The organism is Streptomyces sp. NPDC058812 (assembly GCF_042744565.1).
Taxonomy (GTDB): domain Bacteria; phylum Actinomycetota; class Actinomycetes; order Streptomycetales; family Streptomycetaceae; genus Streptomyces; species Streptomyces thinghirensis.
In genome coordinates, this window is record NZ_JBHYOB010000016.1 from 1 (window position 1) to 16,557 (window position 16,557).

The following is a 16,557-nucleotide window of genomic DNA, read 5'->3' on the forward strand; positions in this document are numbered from 1 at the left end:
ATGACCTTCCTGATCGCGGTCCCGACCGGTGTGAAGTTCTTCAACTGGATCGGCACCATGTGGAAGGGATCACTCAGCTTCGAGACACCGATGCTGTGGTCCACCGGCTTCCTGATCACCTTCCTCTTCGGTGGTCTGACCGGTGTCATCCTGGCCTCGCCGCCGCTGGACTTCCACGTCTCGGACTCGTACTTCGTGGTGGCGCACTTCCACTACGTGGTGTTCGGCACCGTGGTGTTCGCGATGTTCGCCGGCTTCCACTTCTGGTGGCCGAAGTTCACCGGCAAGCTGCTGGACGAGCGCCTCGGCAAGATCACCTTCTGGACGCTGTTCATCGGCTTCCACGGCACCTTCCTGGTCCAGCACTGGCTGGGTGCCGAGGGCATGCCGCGCCGGTACGCCGACTACCTGGCGGCCGACGGCTTCACCGCCCTGAACACGATCTCGACGATCAGCTCGTTCCTGCTCGGCATGTCGCTCCTGCCGTTCTTCTACAACATCTGGAAGACGGCCAAGTACGGCAAGCCGGTCAACGTGGACGACCCGTGGGGCTACGGCCGTTCGCTGGAGTGGGCGACCTCCTGCCCGCCGCCGCGGCACAACTTCCTCACGCTGCCGCGCATCCGCAGTGAATCCCCCGCCTTCGACCTGCACCACCCGGAGGTCTCGGCGATCGACCAGCTCGAGAACGTCGGTCACGGTGAGAAGACCCTCGCCGGCGGCAAGGAGGCCGGCAAGTGAAGATCCAGGGACAGCTCTTCATCTGGCTGAGCGTCTTCATCCTGGCCGTCGCGATCGTCTACGGCTACTGGTCGATGGAGCCGGCCGGCACCACGGCCCTCTTCCTCGCCTTCGGCCTGTCCATCATGATCGGCTTCTACCTGGCCTTCACGGCCAGGCGGGTCGACGCCGGTGCCCAGGACAACAAGGAAGCGGACGTCGCGGACGACGCCGGCGAGATCGGGTTCTTCAGCCCGCACAGCTGGCAGCCGCTGGCGCTCGGGTTCGGCGGAGCGCTCGCCTTCCTGGGCGTGGCGGTCGGCTGGTGGATCATGTACTTCTCGGCACCGATCCTTCTCGTGGGCCTGTTCGGCTGGGTCTTCGAGTACTACCGCGGTGAGAACCGCACCCAGTAGCACGCGCCGAGCGCCGAGGGGCCCGGACACTCCGTCAGGAGCGTCCGGGCCCCTCGTATGCAGTACCCGCCTCACTCGTCCGGGTTACCCACCGTGCCGCCGCTGACGTCGCTCCCTAGCGTGAGGCCATGAGCGACACGGTTCACTTCCAGGCGCGGGGGCGTACGGTCGTCGGCTGCACCCTGCTGGTGATGGCCCTCGGCGCGGGCGTCACCGCCTGCAGCGGCGACGACGACAACCCGCTGTCCGCCTCGCCCTACGACGCGGCCGGCCAGATCTCCTTCAACGGCCCCACGGACGCCGGGAAGAAGGCCGACCCCGACAAACCCCTGGAGGTCGTCGCCGAGGGCGCCGACGGGCGCATCACGGACGTCACGGCCATGGACGCGGCGGGCCGCTACGTCGCGGGCGAACTCTCCGCCGACGGAGCCCGCTGGCACAGCACCTCGCCGCTGGCCGCGGGCGCCCACTACACGGTCCGGGTGAGCACCGAGGACGGCGACGGCGCGCCCGGCCGCAAGGTCCTCACCTTCGAGACCGGACTGCCCAGCTCCAAGAAGACCCTGGACGTCTCCTTCGGGCCCAAGGCGGGCGCGTACGGCGTCGGTCAGCCCATCACCGCGGAACTGAGCCAGCCGGTCCGGGACAGCGCCCAGCGGGCCATAGTGGAACGCGCCCTGAAGGTGGACTCCACGCCCGCCGTGGAGGGCGCCTGGCGCTGGGTGGACGACAAGAAACTCCACTACCGGCCCAAGGAGTACTGGCCCGCCCACGCCACCGTCCAGGTCCGCAGCACCCTCGACGGCATCAAGGTCGGCGACCGGATGTGGGGTGGCACCGCCAAGCCCCTGAAGATCACCACGGACGACCGCGTCGTGGCCGTCACCGACGCCGCCGCGCACACGCTGACGGTCTACCGGGACGGCGAGGAGATCAGGCAGATCCCGGTCACCTCGGGCAAGCCCGGCTTCGAGACCCGCAACGGCGTCAAGGTCGTCCTGGGCAAGGAACCCTTCGTACGCATGCGCAGCAGCACCGTCGGCATCGCCGAGGGCTCCTCGGAGTCGTACGACCTGCCCGTGTACTTCGCCACCCGGGTCACCTGGAGCGGCGAGTACGTGCACGCCGCCCCCTGGTCGGTCGGCTCCCAGGGCCTGGCCAACGTCAGCCACGGCTGCGTCGGCATGAGCACCGCCAACGCCGAGTGGTTCTTCGGCGTCGTCCAGGAGGGCGACCTCGTCGAGGTGGTCAACTCCGAGGGCGAGACGATGGAACCCTTCGGCAACGGCTTCGGCGACTGGAACCTCGACTGGAACAAATGGCGTACGGGCAGCGCCCTGACCGGCGGCACCGACAGCGCCCCGAACACCCAGGAGGCGGCACGGCTGCGGCCGACGGTGGTGTGAGGTGCCCCGGGGCGCCCCTAAACGCCCTGCAGCCTCTTCTGCCGCAGCAGCGCGGCCAGCGCACCCGCGAACTCGACCGGTTCCACCGGCAGCGTCACAGCCGCCTCCGCCCGGCTCCACGTCGCCAGCCAGGCGTCCTGCGGCCGGGCGATGAGCAGCAGCACCGGCGGGCACTGGAAGACCTCGTCCTTGATCTGCCGGCAGAGCCCCATGCCGCCCATGGGCACCGCCTCGCCGTCCAGGACGCAGACGTCGATCCCGCCCTTGTCCAGCTCCTTGATCACGGCGGCCTGGGTGGCGCACTCCACGAACTCGACCACGGGCACGTCCGGAGCCGGCCGTCGACCGGTCGCCAGCCGCACCTGCTCTCGGGTGTTGGAGTCGTCGCTGTAGACCAGCACCGTGGCGGTCGGCTGCATGCTTCCTCCGATACGCAGTGAAACAGTCGTAGCCCGTCGCGCCGGATGCTACTCCTTCGAACTCCTCGTCAACACTGGTTCGGACACGGCTTCGACGGGCCGTTCGATGGGCCATACGGGCAGTACAGACGGGGCGGACACTCCGAACGGCACCCCCCGGGGTGAGGGCGGGATAAGCGACCGACATAATGTCGGTCGTGGCGACAGCAACGACAGTAGAAACCGGGCACGCGCACCCGTCGGTCAACCGGCCGAACCTCACCAGCGTCGGAACCATCATCTGGTTGAGTTCCGAGCTGATGTTCTTCGCGGCCCTCTTCGCGATGTACTTCACCCTGCGATCGGTGACCGGCCCGGACTTCTGGTCCGAGAAGGCCGACGCGTTGAACTTCCCGTTCTCCGCGACGAACACCACGATCCTGGTGCTCTCCTCCCTCACCTGCCAGCTCGGCGTGTTCGCGGCCGAGCGCGGTGACGTGAAGAAGCTCCGAATGTGGTTCATCGTCACCTTCGTGATGGGTGCGATCTTCATCGGCGGTCAGGTGTTCGAGTACACCGAGCTGGTCAAGCACGAGGGCCTCTCGCTCTCGTCGGACCCGTACGGCTCGGTGTTCTACCTGACCACCGGCTTCCACGGACTGCACGTGACGGGCGGTCTCATCGCCTTCCTGCTGGTCCTCGGCCGCACCTACGCGGCCCGGAGGTTCACCCACGAGCAGGCGACCGCGGCCATTGTCGTGTCCTATTACTGGCACTTCGTCGATGTCGTCTGGATCGGTCTCTTCGCCACGATCTACATGATCAAGTAGTCGCGGCGCGCACCCGCCCAATACCAGAAGCATCGACGCAGAAGATCCTGACACCGGGGTAATCCGTGAAAAAGCTCTCCGCACGACGACGCCACCCGCTGGCGGCGCTCGTCGTCCTACTCCTCGCGCTGGCATGCACAGGGGGGCTGTACGCCGCGTTCGCACCCGCGGGCAAGGCGCAGGCCGATGAAACCGCCCAGTCCCTCGCCATCGACGAGGGCAAGAAGCTCTACGCCGTCGGCTGTGCCAGCTGTCACGGCACCGGGGGTCAGGGCACCACCGACGGCCCGAGCCTGGTCGGCGTGGGCGCCGCGGCCGTCGACTTCCAGGTGGGCACCGGCCGTATGCCGGCCCAGCAGCCCGGCGCGCAGGTCCCGCGCAAGAAGGTGATCTACTCCCAGGCCGAGATCGACCAGCTGGCCGCCTACATCGCTTCGCTGGGTGCCGGTCCGGCCATCCCGTCGGAGGAGAAGTACGGCCCGGAGGGCGCGGACATCGCCAAGGGCGGTGAGCTGTTCCGCAACAACTGCGCGCAGTGCCACAACTTCACCGGCAAGGGCGGCGCCCTGACGCACGGCAAGTACGCGCCGAGCCTCGAGGACGTCGATCCCAAGCACATCTACGAGGCCATGCAGACCGGCCCGCAGAACATGCCCTCCTTCCCCGACACCACGATGTCGGAGCAGAACAAGAAGGACATCATCGCCTACCTGGACGCGGTCAACAGCGACGACACCGTGGAGCCCGGTGGCCTCAACCTCGGCGGACTCGGTCCGGTGAGTGAGGGTCTGTTCGCTTGGGTGTTCGGACTGGGCGCCCTGATCGCCGTCGCCGTCTGGGTCGCCGCTCGGACCGCAAAGGCCAAGAAGTCATGAGTAGCCAAGACATTCCAGAAGAGAACCTGCCCGCTGAGCAGGACGCCCCGCACCGGCACGGCTCGCTGCGCACCGCGGACGAGCAGAACCCGTTCGCCGACCCGGGTCTGCCGCCCCACGAGCACCGGATCCAGGACACCGACGAGCGGGCCGCCAAGCGGTCCGAGCGCACGGTCGCCCTGCTGTTCACGCTGTCGATGCTGGCCACCGTCGGCTTCATCGCCTCGTTCGTGACGATCCCGGTCGACAAGTCGGTCTACATCTTCCCGCTCGGTCACATCAGTGCGCTGAACTTCGCGCTCGGCATGACGCTCGGCGTCGCGCTGTTCGCGATCGGCGCCGGCGCGGTCCACTGGGCCCGCACGCTGATGTCCGACGAGGAGGTCGCCGACGAGCGTCACCCGATCGAGGCCGACGCCGAGACCCGTGCCAAGGTCCACGCGGACTTCAAGCAGGGCGCCAAGGAGTCCGTGATCGGGCGCCGCAAGCTGATCCGCAACACGATGCTGGGCGCGCTCACGCTGGTGCCGCTCTCCGGCGTCGTCCTGCTGCGCGACCTCGGCCCGCTGCCCGGCACCAAGCTCCGGCACACCCTGTGGTCCAAGGGCAAGCTGCTCGTCAACATGAACACCCACGAGCCGCTGCGCCCCTCCGACGTCGCGGTGGGCTCGCTCACCTTCGCCATGCCCGAGGGCCTGGAGGAGCACGACGAGGAGTTCATGACCGAGATCGCCAAGGCGGCCCTGATGATCATCCGGCTGGAGCCGGAGGCCATCAAGGACAAGCGCGAGCTCGAGTGGTCGCACGAGGGCATCGTGGCGTACTCGAAGATCTGCACCCATGTCGGTTGCCCGATCTCCCTGTACGAGCAGCAGACGCACCACGCGCTCTGCCCCTGCCACCAGTCCACCTTCGACCTTGCCGACGGTGCCCGGGTGATCTTCGGTCCCGCCGGTCACGCCCTGCCGCAGCTGCGCATCGGCGTGAACGACGAGGGTTACCTCGAAGCGCTCGGCGACTTCGAAGAGCCCGTCGGTCCTGCCTTCTGGGAGCGCGGATGAGCACTACAGCCAACGAAGCCCCCCGCTCTCGCGGGAAGGCACCGGCCGGCGAGCGCGTCGCCGACTGGGCCGACGGCCGGCTGGGGATCTACTCCCTGGCCAAGGCCAACATGCGCAAGATCTTCCCCGACCACTGGTCGTTCATGCTGGGTGAGGTCTGCCTTTACAGCTTCATCATCATCATCCTCACGGGTGTGTACCTGACGCTGTTCTTCCACCCCTCGATGAACGAGGTCACGTACCACGGCTCGTACGTGCCGCTGCAGGGCCAGCTGATGAGTGAGGCGTACGCCTCGACGCTGGACATCAGCTTCGACGTCCGCGGTGGTCTGCTCATCCGGCAGATCCACCACTGGGCGGCGCTGATCTTCCTCGCCGGCATGTTCGTGCACATGATGCGCGTCTTCTTCACCGGCGCGTTCCGCAAGCCGCGTGAGATCAACTGGCTGTTCGGCTTCCTGCTGTTCGTCCTCGGCATGTTCACCGGCTTCACCGGTTACTCGCTCCCGGACGACCTGCTCTCGGGCACCGGTATCCGCTTCATGGAGGGCGCGATCCTGTCCGTGCCGATCGTCGGCACGTACATCTCGTTCTTCCTCTTCGGCGGGGAGTTCCCCGGCCACGACTTCGTGGCCCGGTTCTACTCGATCCACATCCTGCTGCTGCCGGGCATCATGCTCGGCCTGGTGGTCGGCCACCTGATCCTGGTCTTCTACCACAAGCACACGCAGTTCGCGGGTCCCGGCAAGACCAACAAGAACGTCGTCGGCATGCCGCTGCTGCCGGTGTACATGGCCAAGGCCGGAGGCTTCTTCTTCCTGGTCTTCGGTGTGATCGCCGCCGTCTCGGCCATCGCCACGATCAACCCGATCTGGTCCATCGGCCCCTACCGGCCGGACATGGTCTCCACCGGCGCCCAGCCCGACTGGTACATGGGCTTCTCCGAGGGCCTGATCCGTGTGATGCCGGGCTGGGAGATCAACTTCTGGGGTCACACGCTCGTCCTGGGTGTGCTCATCCCGCTGATCATCTTCCCGCTGGTCCTGGCGACGATCGCGGTCTACCCGTTCATCGAGTCCTGGGTCACCGGCGACAAGCGCGAGCACCACATCCTGGACCGCCCGCGGAACGCCCCGACCCGGACCGCCTTCGGTGTCGCCTGGATCACCTGGTACATGGTGCTGCTGATCGGCGGCGGCAACGACCTGTGGGCCACGCACTTCCACCTGTCGATCAACGCGATCACCTGGTTCGTCCGCATCGGGTTCTTCGTCGCCCCGGTCGTCGCGTTCATAGTCACCAAGCGGATCTGCCTCGGCCTCCAGCGCCGGGACAAGGAGAAGGTGCTGCACGGCCGCGAGTCGGGCATCATCAAGCGCCTGCCGCACGGTGAGTTCATCGAGGTGCACGAGCCGCTCAGCCAGGAGCAGCTGCACACGCTCACGGCGCACGAGCAGTACAAGCCGGCCGAGATCGGCCCGGAGGTCGACGAGAACGGCGTCCGGCGCAAGGTGAAGCGCACGGAGAAGCTCCGCGCCAAGCTGAGCAAGGGGTACTACGGCGAGGAGTCGCAGATTCCGAAGCCGACCGTCGAGGAGTACAAGGAGATCACGAGCGGCCACGGCCACCACTGACCCTCCAGCGTCGCCACACCACGGCCGAAGGGCCCCGTCCGTTCCGCGGACGGGGCCCTTCGCCGTGCCCGGGGCTGGATAGGGTGGGACCACACGTGGGACCACACTCCCTTTCCGCGAAACACACGATTCAGGAGCGGCTCATGAGCGCTGTGACCCCCGCTGGAGGCGACACCGCGGCGGGCCGCTCCTGGCCCGCCCTGCTGAACGGACTGCTGGACGGCCAGGACCTCTCCGCGGACGACACCGCCTGGGCGCTGGACGTGATCATGCGCGGCGAGGCGACCGACGCGCAGATCGCCGGCTTCGCGGTGGCGCTCAGGTCCAAGGGCGAGACCGTCGAGGAGATCTCCGGCCTCGTCCGCACCATGTACGCGCACGCCAACGTGATCGAGGTGCCGGGGGAGACGGTCGACATCGTCGGCACCGGCGGCGACGGCGCCAAGACGGTCAACATCTCCACCATGTCGGCGATCGTCGTGGCCGGCACGGGCGCGAGGGTCGTCAAGCACGGCAACCGGGCCGCCTCCTCGGCGTCCGGGGCCTCCGACGTCCTGGAGAAGCTCGGGGTCAACCTGGAGCTGACGCCGAAGCGGGTGGCGGAGGTCGCCGAGGAGGCCGGCATCACCTTCTGCTTCGCCGTGAAGTTCCACCCGGCACTGCGCCATGTCGCGGCGGCGCGCGGCCAGCTGGGTATCCGCACCGTGTTCAACTTCCTGGGTCCGCTGACCAACCCCGCCCAGGTGAAGTCCCAGGCGATCGGGGTCGCCCACGCCCGGATGGCGCCGATCATCGCCGGTGTCTTCGCCGAGCGCGGCCACTCGTCCCTGGTCTTCCGGGGCGACGACGGCCTCGACGAGCTGACCACGACGTCCACCTCCCGGGTGTGGGTCGTGCGGGACGGCCGGGTGACCGAGGAGACCTTCGACCCGCGGGACGTCGGCCTCGAACTGGTACCGGTTCAGGCGCTGCGCGGCGCCGACGCCTCCTACAACGCCGACGTCGCCCGCCGCCTGCTGGCCGGCGAGACGGGCCCCGTGCGGGACGCGGTGCTGCTGAACTCGGCGGCGGCCCTGGTGGCGCTGGAGCCGGGCGACGGGCCGTTGACCGAGCAGATCCGGGCCGGGATGGACCGGGCCGCGGAGGCGGTCGACTCGGGCGCGGCCAGGCGGGTCCTGGAGCGCTGGGTGGCGGCGACCCACGCGTAGCCGCCCTCTCGTGTGACGTGCGTCCCGCGATCCGGACTCGGGTTGCGGGGCGCCGATCATTTCCCCTAGGTTTTTCGTCAGGTCATGAGTGACAGTCATGAGGCCCCGGCCGACTGTCCGGCAACCCTCCGTCCGTGGCGGGGTGCCCCGGGTGAAGACCAGGCCGTGGACAGCAAGGTTCACGGCAAGCGCGGACCCCTCGCACGCTTTCAAGAGTGTGGGTCCAGGGGTCCTGGGTCGTCCGAGGGAGTCTCCCGTGAACAAGCGAATGCGATAGGGCCGCAGAGCCCCGCCTCCGCACACCTCTTCTTCACTTCGCATCTTCACAGCGCCCCTCTTGGCGCTGGTCCTCACGGGAGTCCGCCATGTCCGTACCCACCGCTGTCGCCACCCCGCTGCCCGTGCTCGGCCGGGACGTCACCGTCCCGCTCGTCACCGGCGGGGAGGTCACCTACGCCGCGCTCGACTACGCCGCCAGCGCGCCCGCGCTCCAGCGGGTCTGGGACGACGTGGCGGCCTACGCCCCCTACTACGGCAGCGTGCACCGCGGGGCCGGGTACCTGTCGCAGCTGTCGACCGACCTGTTCGAGAACGCCCGGGAGACCGTCGCCGAGTTCCTCGGATGCCGGGAAGGGGACCAGGTCGTGTTCACCCGGTCCACCACCGACTCCCTCAACCTGCTCGCCGCCGCGCTGCCCGCCGGCTGCCGGGTCTTCGTCTTCGAGACCGAGCACCACGCCTCGCTGCTGCCCTGGCGGGACGCCGACGTGACCTACCTGGACGCCCCGCGCACTCCCGCGCAGGCCGTCGAGACCCTGGAGCGCGCCCTCGCCGCCCGCGAGCCCTACGGCCCCGCCCTGGTGTGCGTCACCGGCGCCTCCAACGTCACCGGCGAGCTGTGGCCGGTGCGCGAACTGGCCGCCGCCGCGCACGCGCACGGCGCCCGGATCGTCCTGGACGCCGCCCAGCTCGCCCCGCACCACCCCGTTTCCGTGGCCGACCTGGACGTCGACTGGGTCGCCTTCTCCGGGCACAAGCTGTACGCCCCCTTCGGCTCCGGTGTGCTGGCCGGCCGCGCGGACTGGCTGCGCGAGGCGGAGCCGTACCTCGCCGGCGGCGGCGCCAGCCGCAGGGTCACCCGGCGCGCCGACGGCGGCGTGGACGTGGAGTGGCACGACAGCGCCGCCCGCCACGAGGCCGGGTCGCCCAACGTCATCGGCGCCTACGCCGTCGCGTCCGCCTGCAAGGCCCTCACCGAGGCCGGGTTCGACACGCTGGTCGCCCGCGAGGAATACCTGATCGGGAAGGTGCGGGAGGGCCTCGCCGAGGTGCCGCAGGTGCGGATCCTCTCCCTCTTCGGCGACGCCGCCCCCCGCGTCGGCGTGCTCTCCTTCGTCGTCGACGGCTGGAACAGCTCCCACTTCGCCGCCGCGCTCTCCGCCGAGTACGGCATCGGGGTGCGCGACGGTCTGTTCTGCGCCCACCCGCTGGTGCGCACCCTGCTCGGCAGCGACCCGCAGGCGCAGGGCGAGTGCGGCGCCCCCGAGGCGGCGCCGGGGGAGAAGTCCCTCAACGCCATCCGCGTGAGCTTCGGCGCGGGCACCCCGGACGAGCACGTCGAGCGGTTCGTGAACGCCGTCAAGGAACTGGTGAACGACGGCGCCCGGTGGAACTACCGGACCGAGGACGGGCGTTGCGTGCCCGACACGTCCGCCGCCGACACCTCCGCGGTCGGCACCGCGGCCGCCGGCACCGCCGCCTGACCCGGCAGCCGCGACCCCAGCAGGATCATCCGCAGCGCCCGCTCCGTGGCGTCCGTGAGGAGTTCGGCGGCGCGCAGCAGTGCGTCCGCCAGGGCCATCGGCGCCGGCATGATGCCGTGGCAGGCGTCCACCCCCGGCACCTCGTGCGCGCCCTCGCCGAGCGTGCCGGCCAGGGCGAGGACGGGACGGCCGTAGAGCTTGGCGCGGCGGGCGACCTCGGCCGGGACCTTGCCGCGCGGCGTCTGGTGGTCCAGGGCGCCCTCGGCGGTGAGCACCAGGTCGGCGCGGGCGAGGCGGGCGTCCAGGTCGAGGTGGTCGAGCAGCACGTCGAAGCGGGGCAGCAGCCGGCCGCCGACCGCGGCCAGCCCGGCGCCCAGCCCGCCGGAGGCGCCGGTGCCGGGGCCGCCTCGCAGGTCCGTGCCGATGACACCGAGGTCCCGGGTGAGGACGCGCGCCCAGTTCTCCAGACCGGCCGACAACTCCTCGACCTGCGCGGGCGTCGCCCCCTTCTGCGGGCCGAACACCCGGGCCACGCCCCGCTCGCCGCACAGCACGTTGAACGGGTTGCAGGCCACCAGCAGCTCGGTGTCCTTCAGCCGGGCGTCCAGACCGGACGGATCGATGCGGGCGAGGCGGCTCAGCTCCCGGCCGCCGTGCGGGAGTTCGAAGCCGTCGGCGTCCAGCAGCCGGGCCCCCAGCGCCTGGAGTGCGCCCGCGCCCCCGTCCGACGTGCCCGAGTCGCCGCAGCCGACCAGGACGCGCCGTACCCCGGTGTCGAGCGCGGCGCGGATCAGCTCGCCGACGCCGTACGTCGTCGTGGCGCCCGGGTCGCGCAGGGCGCGGGGGACCAGGGAGAGGCCCGCGACGGCCGCCATCTCCACCACCGCCGTGTCCTGGGCGCCGAGCAGCGCGAAATGGGTGCCGACGGGTTCGCCGACCGGGCCGGTGGCGGCCAGCGCGACCAGCCGCCCGCCGGTCGCGGCGGCCAGCGCGACGGCCGTGCCCTCACCGCCGTCCACCAGCGGGACGCGGTCGATCTCGGTGTCCGGCAGGACCCGGCGGACACCCGCCGCGATGGCGTCGGCGGCGGCCTGCGCGGACAGGGACTCCTTGAAGCCGCTGGGGGCCACGACGACACGGTTCAGCGGAGAGGGCATGGAGGACATGGAGGGCTCCTTCAACGAGTCACGGGTACGCCGAGCAGCGGCCAGACGGCGGCGGCGAAGAACAGCACGAGGGCGGCGGTCAGCGGCGCCAGGACGGCGGACAGCCGCAGCAGGTCGCGCGGGGAGTAGGTGGGGGTGCCGGGGATGTCGGAGAAGAGCGTGACCGGCTTGGCGGAGGCCGGCAGCGTGTGGCAGAAACCGGCGGCCGCGGTGGAGGCGAGCGCGGCGGCGACCGGGTTGACCCCGGCGCCCACGGCCGCGGCGATCACCAGCGGGACCAGGACGGAGGAGCGGGCCGAGCGGGACTGGAGGACCAGGTGGGCCGCCGTGCTCACCGCCACCACGACCCCGAGGAAGACGGCCGGCGCGACGTGCGCGGGCAGCCCCGACACCAGCCACCTCGCCGCGCCGGAGTCGGCGAGCGCGACGCCCATCGCCATGGTCGCCGCCATGAACAGCAGCAGCGACCAGGGGACGGTCTTCAGCGCGTCCTTGAGCTGTACGGTGCCGAGCGCGGGCGAGGAGGCGACGACCGCCCCGATCAGCGCCACGACCGCGGGCGACACATGGTGCAGGGGCTCGCTGCACCACAGGGCCACCACCGTGGCCAGCAGCGCGGCGCAGCGCTTCTCCGCCTGCGTCCAGGGACCGGTGACCGGCTTCTCGCTGTGCCGCTGTATCTCCTCGGCGGTGATGTGGACCGGGGCCTTGCGGTCCGCTCGCCGTGTGGTCGTCAACAGGACCGTCTCGGCGGCCAGATGGGAGGAGGTCACGGCCAGCGGCAGGCCGAGCAGCAGCCACTGGGTGAAGCCGATCCGGTCGCCGGTCGCCTCCCACAGCACCGACACCGTGATCAGATGCGCTCCCGCGCCGATCAGGGTCGCCACCGCCGACAGCAGGATCACGGTCGGGAACAGCAGCGCCAGCATCACGACCAGTCGCTTCCGGTCGGCGAGGGCCTTGGCGAGGGCGAGGAACACCGGCAACGCCAGCGCCGCCCGGCCCGACGTGGCCGGCACCGCGAACGCCGTCACGACCAGCGCGGCCGTCGTCAGATGCACCAACTGCCGTACGCTGCGCGCCCCGCCGACCAGGAACGCCGCCGCCCGCCCCGCGAGGCCGGTCCGGGTCACCGCCGCCGCCAGCACGAAGGCGCAGATCAGCAGCCACACCGTGTCGTCGCCGAGGGTGCCGAAGAGGGTGTCGCTGCTGATCACGCCGGTAGCGGTCAGCGCGAGTCCGGCGCCCAGCGCGATGTACGTGTCGTCGATCGGCGTACCGATCCAGGCGCAGGTGGCCAGCGCGAACACGGCGAGGGTGAGGCGCGCGTCACCGCCGAGGGCGGGGAAGTTCGCTGGTACCGCCAGCAGCGCGCACAGGGACAGCGCCACGCAGAGGGCCGCCGCCAGGCGGAGGTTCAACGTCACGTCATCGAGGGTTCTCCCGGGTGGTGAGTCCTCAATGAGCCCGACATGAAGGAAACTTCACACAAAAGCCGGTCGGCCGTCGGCGGGCCGGGTACGTCAGCCCGGCAGCCGGTACCCCATGCCCCGTACCGTCTCCACCCGTTGCGCCCCCAGCTTCTTGCGCAGCGCCCGCACGTAGACGTCCACGATGTTGGAGCCGGGGTCGAAGTCGTAGCCCCACACGTGGGACAGGATCTGCTCCCGCGACAGGACCTGCCCAGGGTGGCGCAGGAACAGTTCGAGCAGCACGAACTCACGGGCCGTCAGGTCGACCGTCCGCTCCGCGGCACGGGCGCGGCGGGTACGCAGGTCCAGGGAGAGGTCGCCGGACCTCAGCACCGTCACCTCCGGTGCCCTGGCCGCCGTACGCAGTCGCAGCCGAACCCGGGCGAGCAGTTCCTCGAAGCGGAACGGCTTGGTCATCCAGTCGTCGGCGCCGCCCTCCAGGCCGGCCACCGTGTCCCGTACGGAGTCCCGTGCGGTCAGCACGATCACCGGGGTCGTCACCCGGGACTCGCGCAGCTCCCGCAGGACCGTGAAGCCGTCCCGGCCGGGCAGCCCGATGTCCAGGACGACCAGGTCGAAGCCGCCGGTGAGGGCGTACTCGTAGGCGGCGTCGCCGTCGGCGACAGCGGTGGTGGTGAAGCCGTTGGCGCGCAGGCCCTTCTCGACGAAGGAGGCGATGCGCTCCTCGTCCTCGACGATGAGGATGCGGTTCATGGGCGTGCCTCTTCCGGAATCAGTCCAGTGTCAGTACGAAGGTGGCGCCGCCACCCTCGGTGGTGCGCAGGGCGACCCGCCCGCCGTGGCCCTCCGCGATCGCCTTGACGATCGACAGCCCGAGCCCGGCACCGCTCCCGCGCACCCCGCGCCGGGCCGTGCCGCGCCGGAACCGCTCGAAGACGACCTCGGCGTCCTGCGGCTGGACCCCGGGCCCGGAGTCGGCGACGTACAGCTCGACGCGGGTGCCGTCGGCGCGGGAGCCGATGCGGATGGTCTGGCCGGTGGTGGTGTGCTGCACGGCGTTCTGCGCGAGCTGCACCATGGCCTGGGTGACGCGCTGGGGGTCCAGCTGGGTTTCGCGGTCGGCGACCTCGGCCAGCACCCACTCCCGGTCGCCGAGGGTGCGGGCCTTGACGTAGACGTCGGCGGTGAGTTCGGCGAGCTGGACCGGCTCGGGGGTGACGAAGTCGGGGCGGTCGGCCTTGGCGAGCAGCAGCAGGTCCTCCACGATGCGGCTCATCCGGTCCAGTTCGTCGGTGACCAGGCGGACGGTCTCCTCGCGTTCCGCCGGGTCGTCGCCCATCAGTTCCAGGTGGCCGCGCACGATGGTGATCGGGGTGCGCAGCTCGTGGCTCGCGTCGTCGACGAACCGGCGCTGGGTGGCGAAGGCGCGTTCCAGCCGGTCGAGCATGGCGTTGAACGTCTCGGCGAGCGCGGCCACGTCGTCGTGGCCGTGCACCGGGATGCGCCGGGTCAGGTCCTGTTCGGTGAGCTGCGCGGCCGTGGTCCGCACCAGCCGTACCGGTTTGAGGATGCGGCCCGCGACCACCCAGGCGATGCCGGTCGTCATCAGCAGGGCGACGCCGGAGATGGCGAGCAGGACGCGGAACACCTCGTCCGCGCGGGCCTGTTCCCGCCCGGGGTGGAAGGCGACCACGAAGGCGGCCGCCGGTTCGCCGCCGTACCGGGCCACGGTGACCTTTGCCCAGCGGATGTCCCCCTCCGGCCGGTGCAGGGTGCCGGTGGAGTCCGGGGAGGCGTAGATGCGGCGCCTGGCGTCGGCGTCCTTGTGCAGGGGCAGGGCGACCGGGATCTCGCGCTGCTGGATGATCTGCGTGGGCTTGCTGCCCTGCTCGCCCACCAGTCCGATCAGTTCCTCGTCCAGGTCGGCGTACTGCCTCTCCAGGAAGACCCGCAGCAGCCGACCCGGGTCGGTGAACGGGAGGCCGGTCTCCGGGTCGAAGCCCTGCTCCTCGAAGTTGGCGAACTCGCCGGCCTCCTGGGCGAGCAGGCCGTTGATCCGCTGGTCGGTGTCGCGCAGCAGGATCGAGCGGGTGGTCGCGGCCACCGAGGCGAGTGCGACCGCCATCACGAGCAGCAGCCAGAGCAGGATGCGGACCCGGGCCGAGATCCGGCGGCGTTCGCGGTCAGCCGTCGTCGCCGGCTCCGTCGTCGGCGCCCTGGTCGTCTCCGGCGTCGTTGCCTCGGTCGTCGTCATCGTCGTCATCCGGAGCGCTGTCGGTCACCGGTGGCCGGGTCACCACCTGGTCGCTGGGCGTCGGCTCGGGCGAGGAGGAGGTGGGCGAGGAGGAGGTGGGGGTCGGGGTGGGGGAGCCGCTCTCCAGCTCCACCTTGGCCGGGACCTTGGGTTCCTGCGGACTGTCGGTGAGGGCGAAGCTGGTCGCCGCGATGCCGAGCGGGATCAGGACGACGGCCGCCAGGGCCGCCATCCGGCGTGAGAAGACCATGCCCCTGATCCTGCGCCCGATACCCCGCGTCCCGGATGAGTCCGGGATGAAGAACTCTTCATCAGCGTCCTCGACAGGCCCTAGTTGTCGAGCCCGATGGCGAACGCCGCCTCCAGGTCGTGCTGCGAGTACGTCCGGAACGCCACGTGCGTGTCCGTGCCCTCCACGCCCGGGATCTTGCTGATCCGGCCGGGGATGACCTCCGCCAGGTCCTCGTGCTCGTTCACCCGGACCATGGCGATCAGGTCGTAGGTGCCGGTGACGGAGAAGACCTCGCTGACGTTCTCCAGCGCGGCGATCTGCTCCGCGATCTCGGGGATCCGGTCCACGCTGGTCTTGATGAGGACGATCGCGCTGATCACGGCTGTTTGTCTCCCTCGGAAGCCGTCACTGGAACGCTCTTCACTCTAGTCGTACGCCCGAACCGCACCCAGGCGAAGACGAAGCCCAGCCCGAAGCCGACCAGGTGCGCGAGATACGCCACCCCCGGCCCGTCGCCGGCCCGCCCCGCGGCCATCCACTGGAGGCCGGCCCAGAAGGGCAGGACGACCCAGGCCGGGAACCGCAGCGGCAGGAAGAAGAGGAAGGGCAGGAGGCTGGTCACCCGGGCGCGCGGGAAGAGGAAGAGGAACGCGCCGAGGACCGCGGAGATGGCCCCCGAGGCGCCGACCAGGGACTGCTGGGAGTGGGCGTTGGCTCCCGCGTAACCGAGCAGGGCCAGGTAGCCGCAGCCGAGGTAGAACAGGGCGAACTGGAGCCTGCCCATCCGTTCCTCGGTCATCGCGCCGAAGACGTAGAGGAAGAGCATGTTCCCCAGCAGGTGCACCCAGCTGCCGTGGACGAACAGCGCCGTGGCGGGGGTGAGGGCCGATCCGGGGGAGTCCTCGAACAGTTCTGCGGGGATCACGCCCCAGCGCCGGAAGTAGGCGCGCTGCGCGGCGAGCAGTTCGTCGCCGGTGCCGTACACCGGATTCAGGCCCGCCGCCGGGCTGATCAGGAACAGCAGACAGCACAGGGTGATCAGCCCGTACGTCACCGGTGCCGACCGGCCCCGGGGCGTGCGGGACGTGCCTGGTGTCCTGACCGTCTTCACCCTCCTGGTGAGGGCCGCCGTGCTCCAGTTGCGGATCATGGACACAGAGC

Annotated in this window: 17 protein-coding genes and 1 riboswitch; of the genes, 9 read left to right on the forward strand and 8 right to left on the reverse strand. The window is 70.3% G+C overall.

The annotated features are described in order from the left end of the window. The 3 genes from ACFW48_RS27945 to ACFW48_RS27955 all read left to right on the forward strand — a co-directional run. Window positions 1-741: cbb3-type cytochrome c oxidase subunit I (locus ACFW48_RS27945; protein ID WP_386319067.1), on the forward strand; the 741-nt coding region annotated here is incomplete at its 5' end. After that, entirely contained in the window at window positions 738-1,136 is a 399-nt protein-coding gene (locus tag ACFW48_RS27950) for a cytochrome c oxidase subunit 4 (protein WP_386319070.1), read from the forward strand. The genes ACFW48_RS27945 and ACFW48_RS27950, both read left to right, overlap by 4 nt. Before the next feature lie 128 nt (window positions 1,137-1,264). After that, complete coding sequence (locus ACFW48_RS27955; protein ID WP_386319073.1) at window positions 1,265-2,542, forward strand: Ig-like domain-containing protein; 1,278 nt, start codon at window positions 1,265-1,267, stop codon at window positions 2,540-2,542. 17 nt (window positions 2,543-2,559) lie between these two features. Here the strand turns inward: ACFW48_RS27955 and ACFW48_RS27960 are convergent, their stop codons facing one another. Continuing rightward, a complete protein-coding gene (locus ACFW48_RS27960; RefSeq protein WP_386319075.1) occupies window positions 2,560-2,961 on the reverse strand; it encodes a hypothetical protein in 402 nt (133 codons plus the stop codon). A 188-nt stretch (window positions 2,962-3,149) separates the two neighbouring features. On the opposite strand from ACFW48_RS27960, the gene ACFW48_RS27965 reads away from it, so the two are divergent. The 6 genes from ACFW48_RS27965 (at window position 3,150) to ACFW48_RS27990 (ending at window position 10,311) form a co-directional block, all read left to right on the forward strand. Continuing rightward, on the forward strand, window positions 3,150-3,770 hold the full coding sequence (locus tag ACFW48_RS27965; RefSeq protein WP_029393865.1) for a heme-copper oxidase subunit III: 621 nt from the start codon (window positions 3,150-3,152) through the stop codon (window positions 3,768-3,770). Between the two features lie 65 nt (window positions 3,771-3,835). Continuing rightward, the gene (locus ACFW48_RS27970; protein ID WP_386319078.1) at window positions 3,836-4,645 is read left to right on the forward strand and encodes a c-type cytochrome; all 810 of its coding nucleotides are present in this window, start codon (window positions 3,836-3,838) and stop codon (window positions 4,643-4,645) included. Then, window positions 4,642-5,706, forward strand: coding sequence for a Rieske 2Fe-2S domain-containing protein (locus ACFW48_RS27975; RefSeq protein ID WP_386319080.1), 1,065 nt, complete (start codon window positions 4,642-4,644; stop codon window positions 5,704-5,706). The genes ACFW48_RS27970 and ACFW48_RS27975 overlap by 4 nt, the downstream gene beginning before the upstream one ends. Further along, a complete protein-coding gene (locus ACFW48_RS27980) occupies window positions 5,703-7,340 on the forward strand; it encodes a cytochrome bc complex cytochrome b subunit (protein WP_386319082.1) in 1,638 nt (545 codons plus the stop codon). Before ACFW48_RS27975 ends, ACFW48_RS27980 begins: the two co-directional genes overlap by 4 nt. Before the next feature lie 143 nt (window positions 7,341-7,483). After that, on the forward strand, window positions 7,484-8,548 hold the full coding sequence (trpD, locus tag ACFW48_RS27985) for an anthranilate phosphoribosyltransferase (RefSeq protein ID WP_386319085.1): 1,065 nt from the start codon (window positions 7,484-7,486) through the stop codon (window positions 8,546-8,548). Between the two features lie 80 nt (window positions 8,549-8,628). Next, a riboswitch (SAM riboswitch) is annotated at window positions 8,629-8,745 on the forward strand. A 168-nt stretch (window positions 8,746-8,913) separates the two neighbouring features. Further along, window positions 8,914-10,311: an aminotransferase class V-fold PLP-dependent enzyme gene (locus ACFW48_RS27990; protein ID WP_386319087.1), complete on the forward strand. Its 1,398-nt coding sequence runs from the start codon at window positions 8,914-8,916 to the stop codon at window positions 10,309-10,311. Here the strand turns inward: ACFW48_RS27990 and ACFW48_RS27995 are convergent. The 7 genes from ACFW48_RS27995 to ACFW48_RS28025 all read right to left on the reverse strand — a co-directional run bounded on the left by ACFW48_RS27995 (window position 10,221) and on the right by ACFW48_RS28025 (window position 16,546). After that, window positions 10,221-11,468 (reverse strand): glycerate kinase, encoded by a 1,248-nt coding sequence (locus ACFW48_RS27995; RefSeq protein WP_386319401.1) that lies wholly within the window; start codon window positions 11,466-11,468, stop codon window positions 10,221-10,223. The two genes, ACFW48_RS27990 and ACFW48_RS27995, sit on opposite strands and share 91 nt — an antisense overlap. 20 nt (window positions 11,469-11,488) lie before the next feature. Next, window positions 11,489-12,904, reverse strand: a complete 1,416-nt coding sequence (locus ACFW48_RS28000; protein WP_386319090.1) for an SLC13 family permease — start codon at window positions 12,902-12,904, stop codon at window positions 11,489-11,491. A gap of 96 nt (window positions 12,905-13,000) precedes the next feature. Then, window positions 13,001-13,663 carry a response regulator transcription factor gene (locus ACFW48_RS28005; protein ID WP_121746593.1) on the reverse strand — a complete coding sequence of 221 codons (663 nt, stop codon included), beginning with the start codon at window positions 13,661-13,663 and terminating at the stop codon, window positions 13,001-13,003. A 19-nt stretch (window positions 13,664-13,682) separates the two neighbouring features. Further along, window positions 13,683-15,164 (reverse strand): ATP-binding protein, encoded by a 1,482-nt coding sequence (locus tag ACFW48_RS28010; RefSeq protein WP_386319403.1) that lies wholly within the window; start codon window positions 15,162-15,164, stop codon window positions 13,683-13,685. Continuing rightward, complete coding sequence (locus tag ACFW48_RS28015; protein ID WP_386319093.1) at window positions 15,094-15,414, reverse strand: small secreted hydrophilic protein; 321 nt, start codon at window positions 15,412-15,414, stop codon at window positions 15,094-15,096. The genes ACFW48_RS28010 and ACFW48_RS28015 overlap by 71 nt, the downstream gene beginning before the upstream one ends. An 80-nt stretch (window positions 15,415-15,494) precedes the next feature. Then, window positions 15,495-15,776, reverse strand: a complete 282-nt coding sequence (locus ACFW48_RS28020) for an Lrp/AsnC family transcriptional regulator (protein WP_055416531.1) — start codon at window positions 15,774-15,776, stop codon at window positions 15,495-15,497. Then, complete coding sequence (locus ACFW48_RS28025; protein ID WP_386319096.1) at window positions 15,773-16,546, reverse strand: rhomboid family intramembrane serine protease; 774 nt, start codon at window positions 16,544-16,546, stop codon at window positions 15,773-15,775. The genes ACFW48_RS28020 and ACFW48_RS28025 overlap by 4 nt, the downstream gene beginning before the upstream one ends. Window positions 16,547-16,557 lie beyond the last annotated feature (11 nt).

Coding starts and splice junctions, on each gene's coding strand:
- ACFW48_RS28010 (WP_386319403.1), bottom strand. CDS start 15,164: ATGACGACGACCGAGGCAACGACGCCGGAGACGACCAGGGCGCCGACG.
- ACFW48_RS27965 (WP_029393865.1), top strand. CDS start 3,150: ATGTCGGTCGTGGCGACAGCAACGACAGTAGAAACCGGGCACGCGCAC.
- ACFW48_RS27995 (WP_386319401.1), bottom strand. CDS start 11,468: ATGCCCTCTCCGCTGAACCGTGTCGTCGTGGCCCCCAGCGGCTTCAAG.
- ACFW48_RS28015 (WP_386319093.1), bottom strand. CDS start 15,414: ATGGTCTTCTCACGCCGGATGGCGGCCCTGGCGGCCGTCGTCCTGATC.
- trpD (WP_386319085.1), top strand. CDS start 7,484: ATGAGCGCTGTGACCCCCGCTGGAGGCGACACCGCGGCGGGCCGCTCC.
- ACFW48_RS28005 (WP_121746593.1), bottom strand. CDS start 13,663: ATGAACCGCATCCTCATCGTCGAGGACGAGGAGCGCATCGCCTCCTTC.
- ACFW48_RS27955 (WP_386319073.1), top strand. CDS start 1,265: ATGAGCGACACGGTTCACTTCCAGGCGCGGGGGCGTACGGTCGTCGGC.
- ACFW48_RS27980 (WP_386319082.1), top strand. CDS start 5,703: ATGAGCACTACAGCCAACGAAGCCCCCCGCTCTCGCGGGAAGGCACCG.
- ACFW48_RS28025 (WP_386319096.1), bottom strand. CDS start 16,546: ATGATCCGCAACTGGAGCACGGCGGCCCTCACCAGGAGGGTGAAGACG.
- ACFW48_RS27990 (WP_386319087.1), top strand. CDS start 8,914: ATGTCCGTACCCACCGCTGTCGCCACCCCGCTGCCCGTGCTCGGCCGG.
- ACFW48_RS27960 (WP_386319075.1), bottom strand. CDS start 2,961: ATGCAGCCGACCGCCACGGTGCTGGTCTACAGCGACGACTCCAACACC.
- ACFW48_RS27975 (WP_386319080.1), top strand. CDS start 4,642: ATGAGTAGCCAAGACATTCCAGAAGAGAACCTGCCCGCTGAGCAGGAC.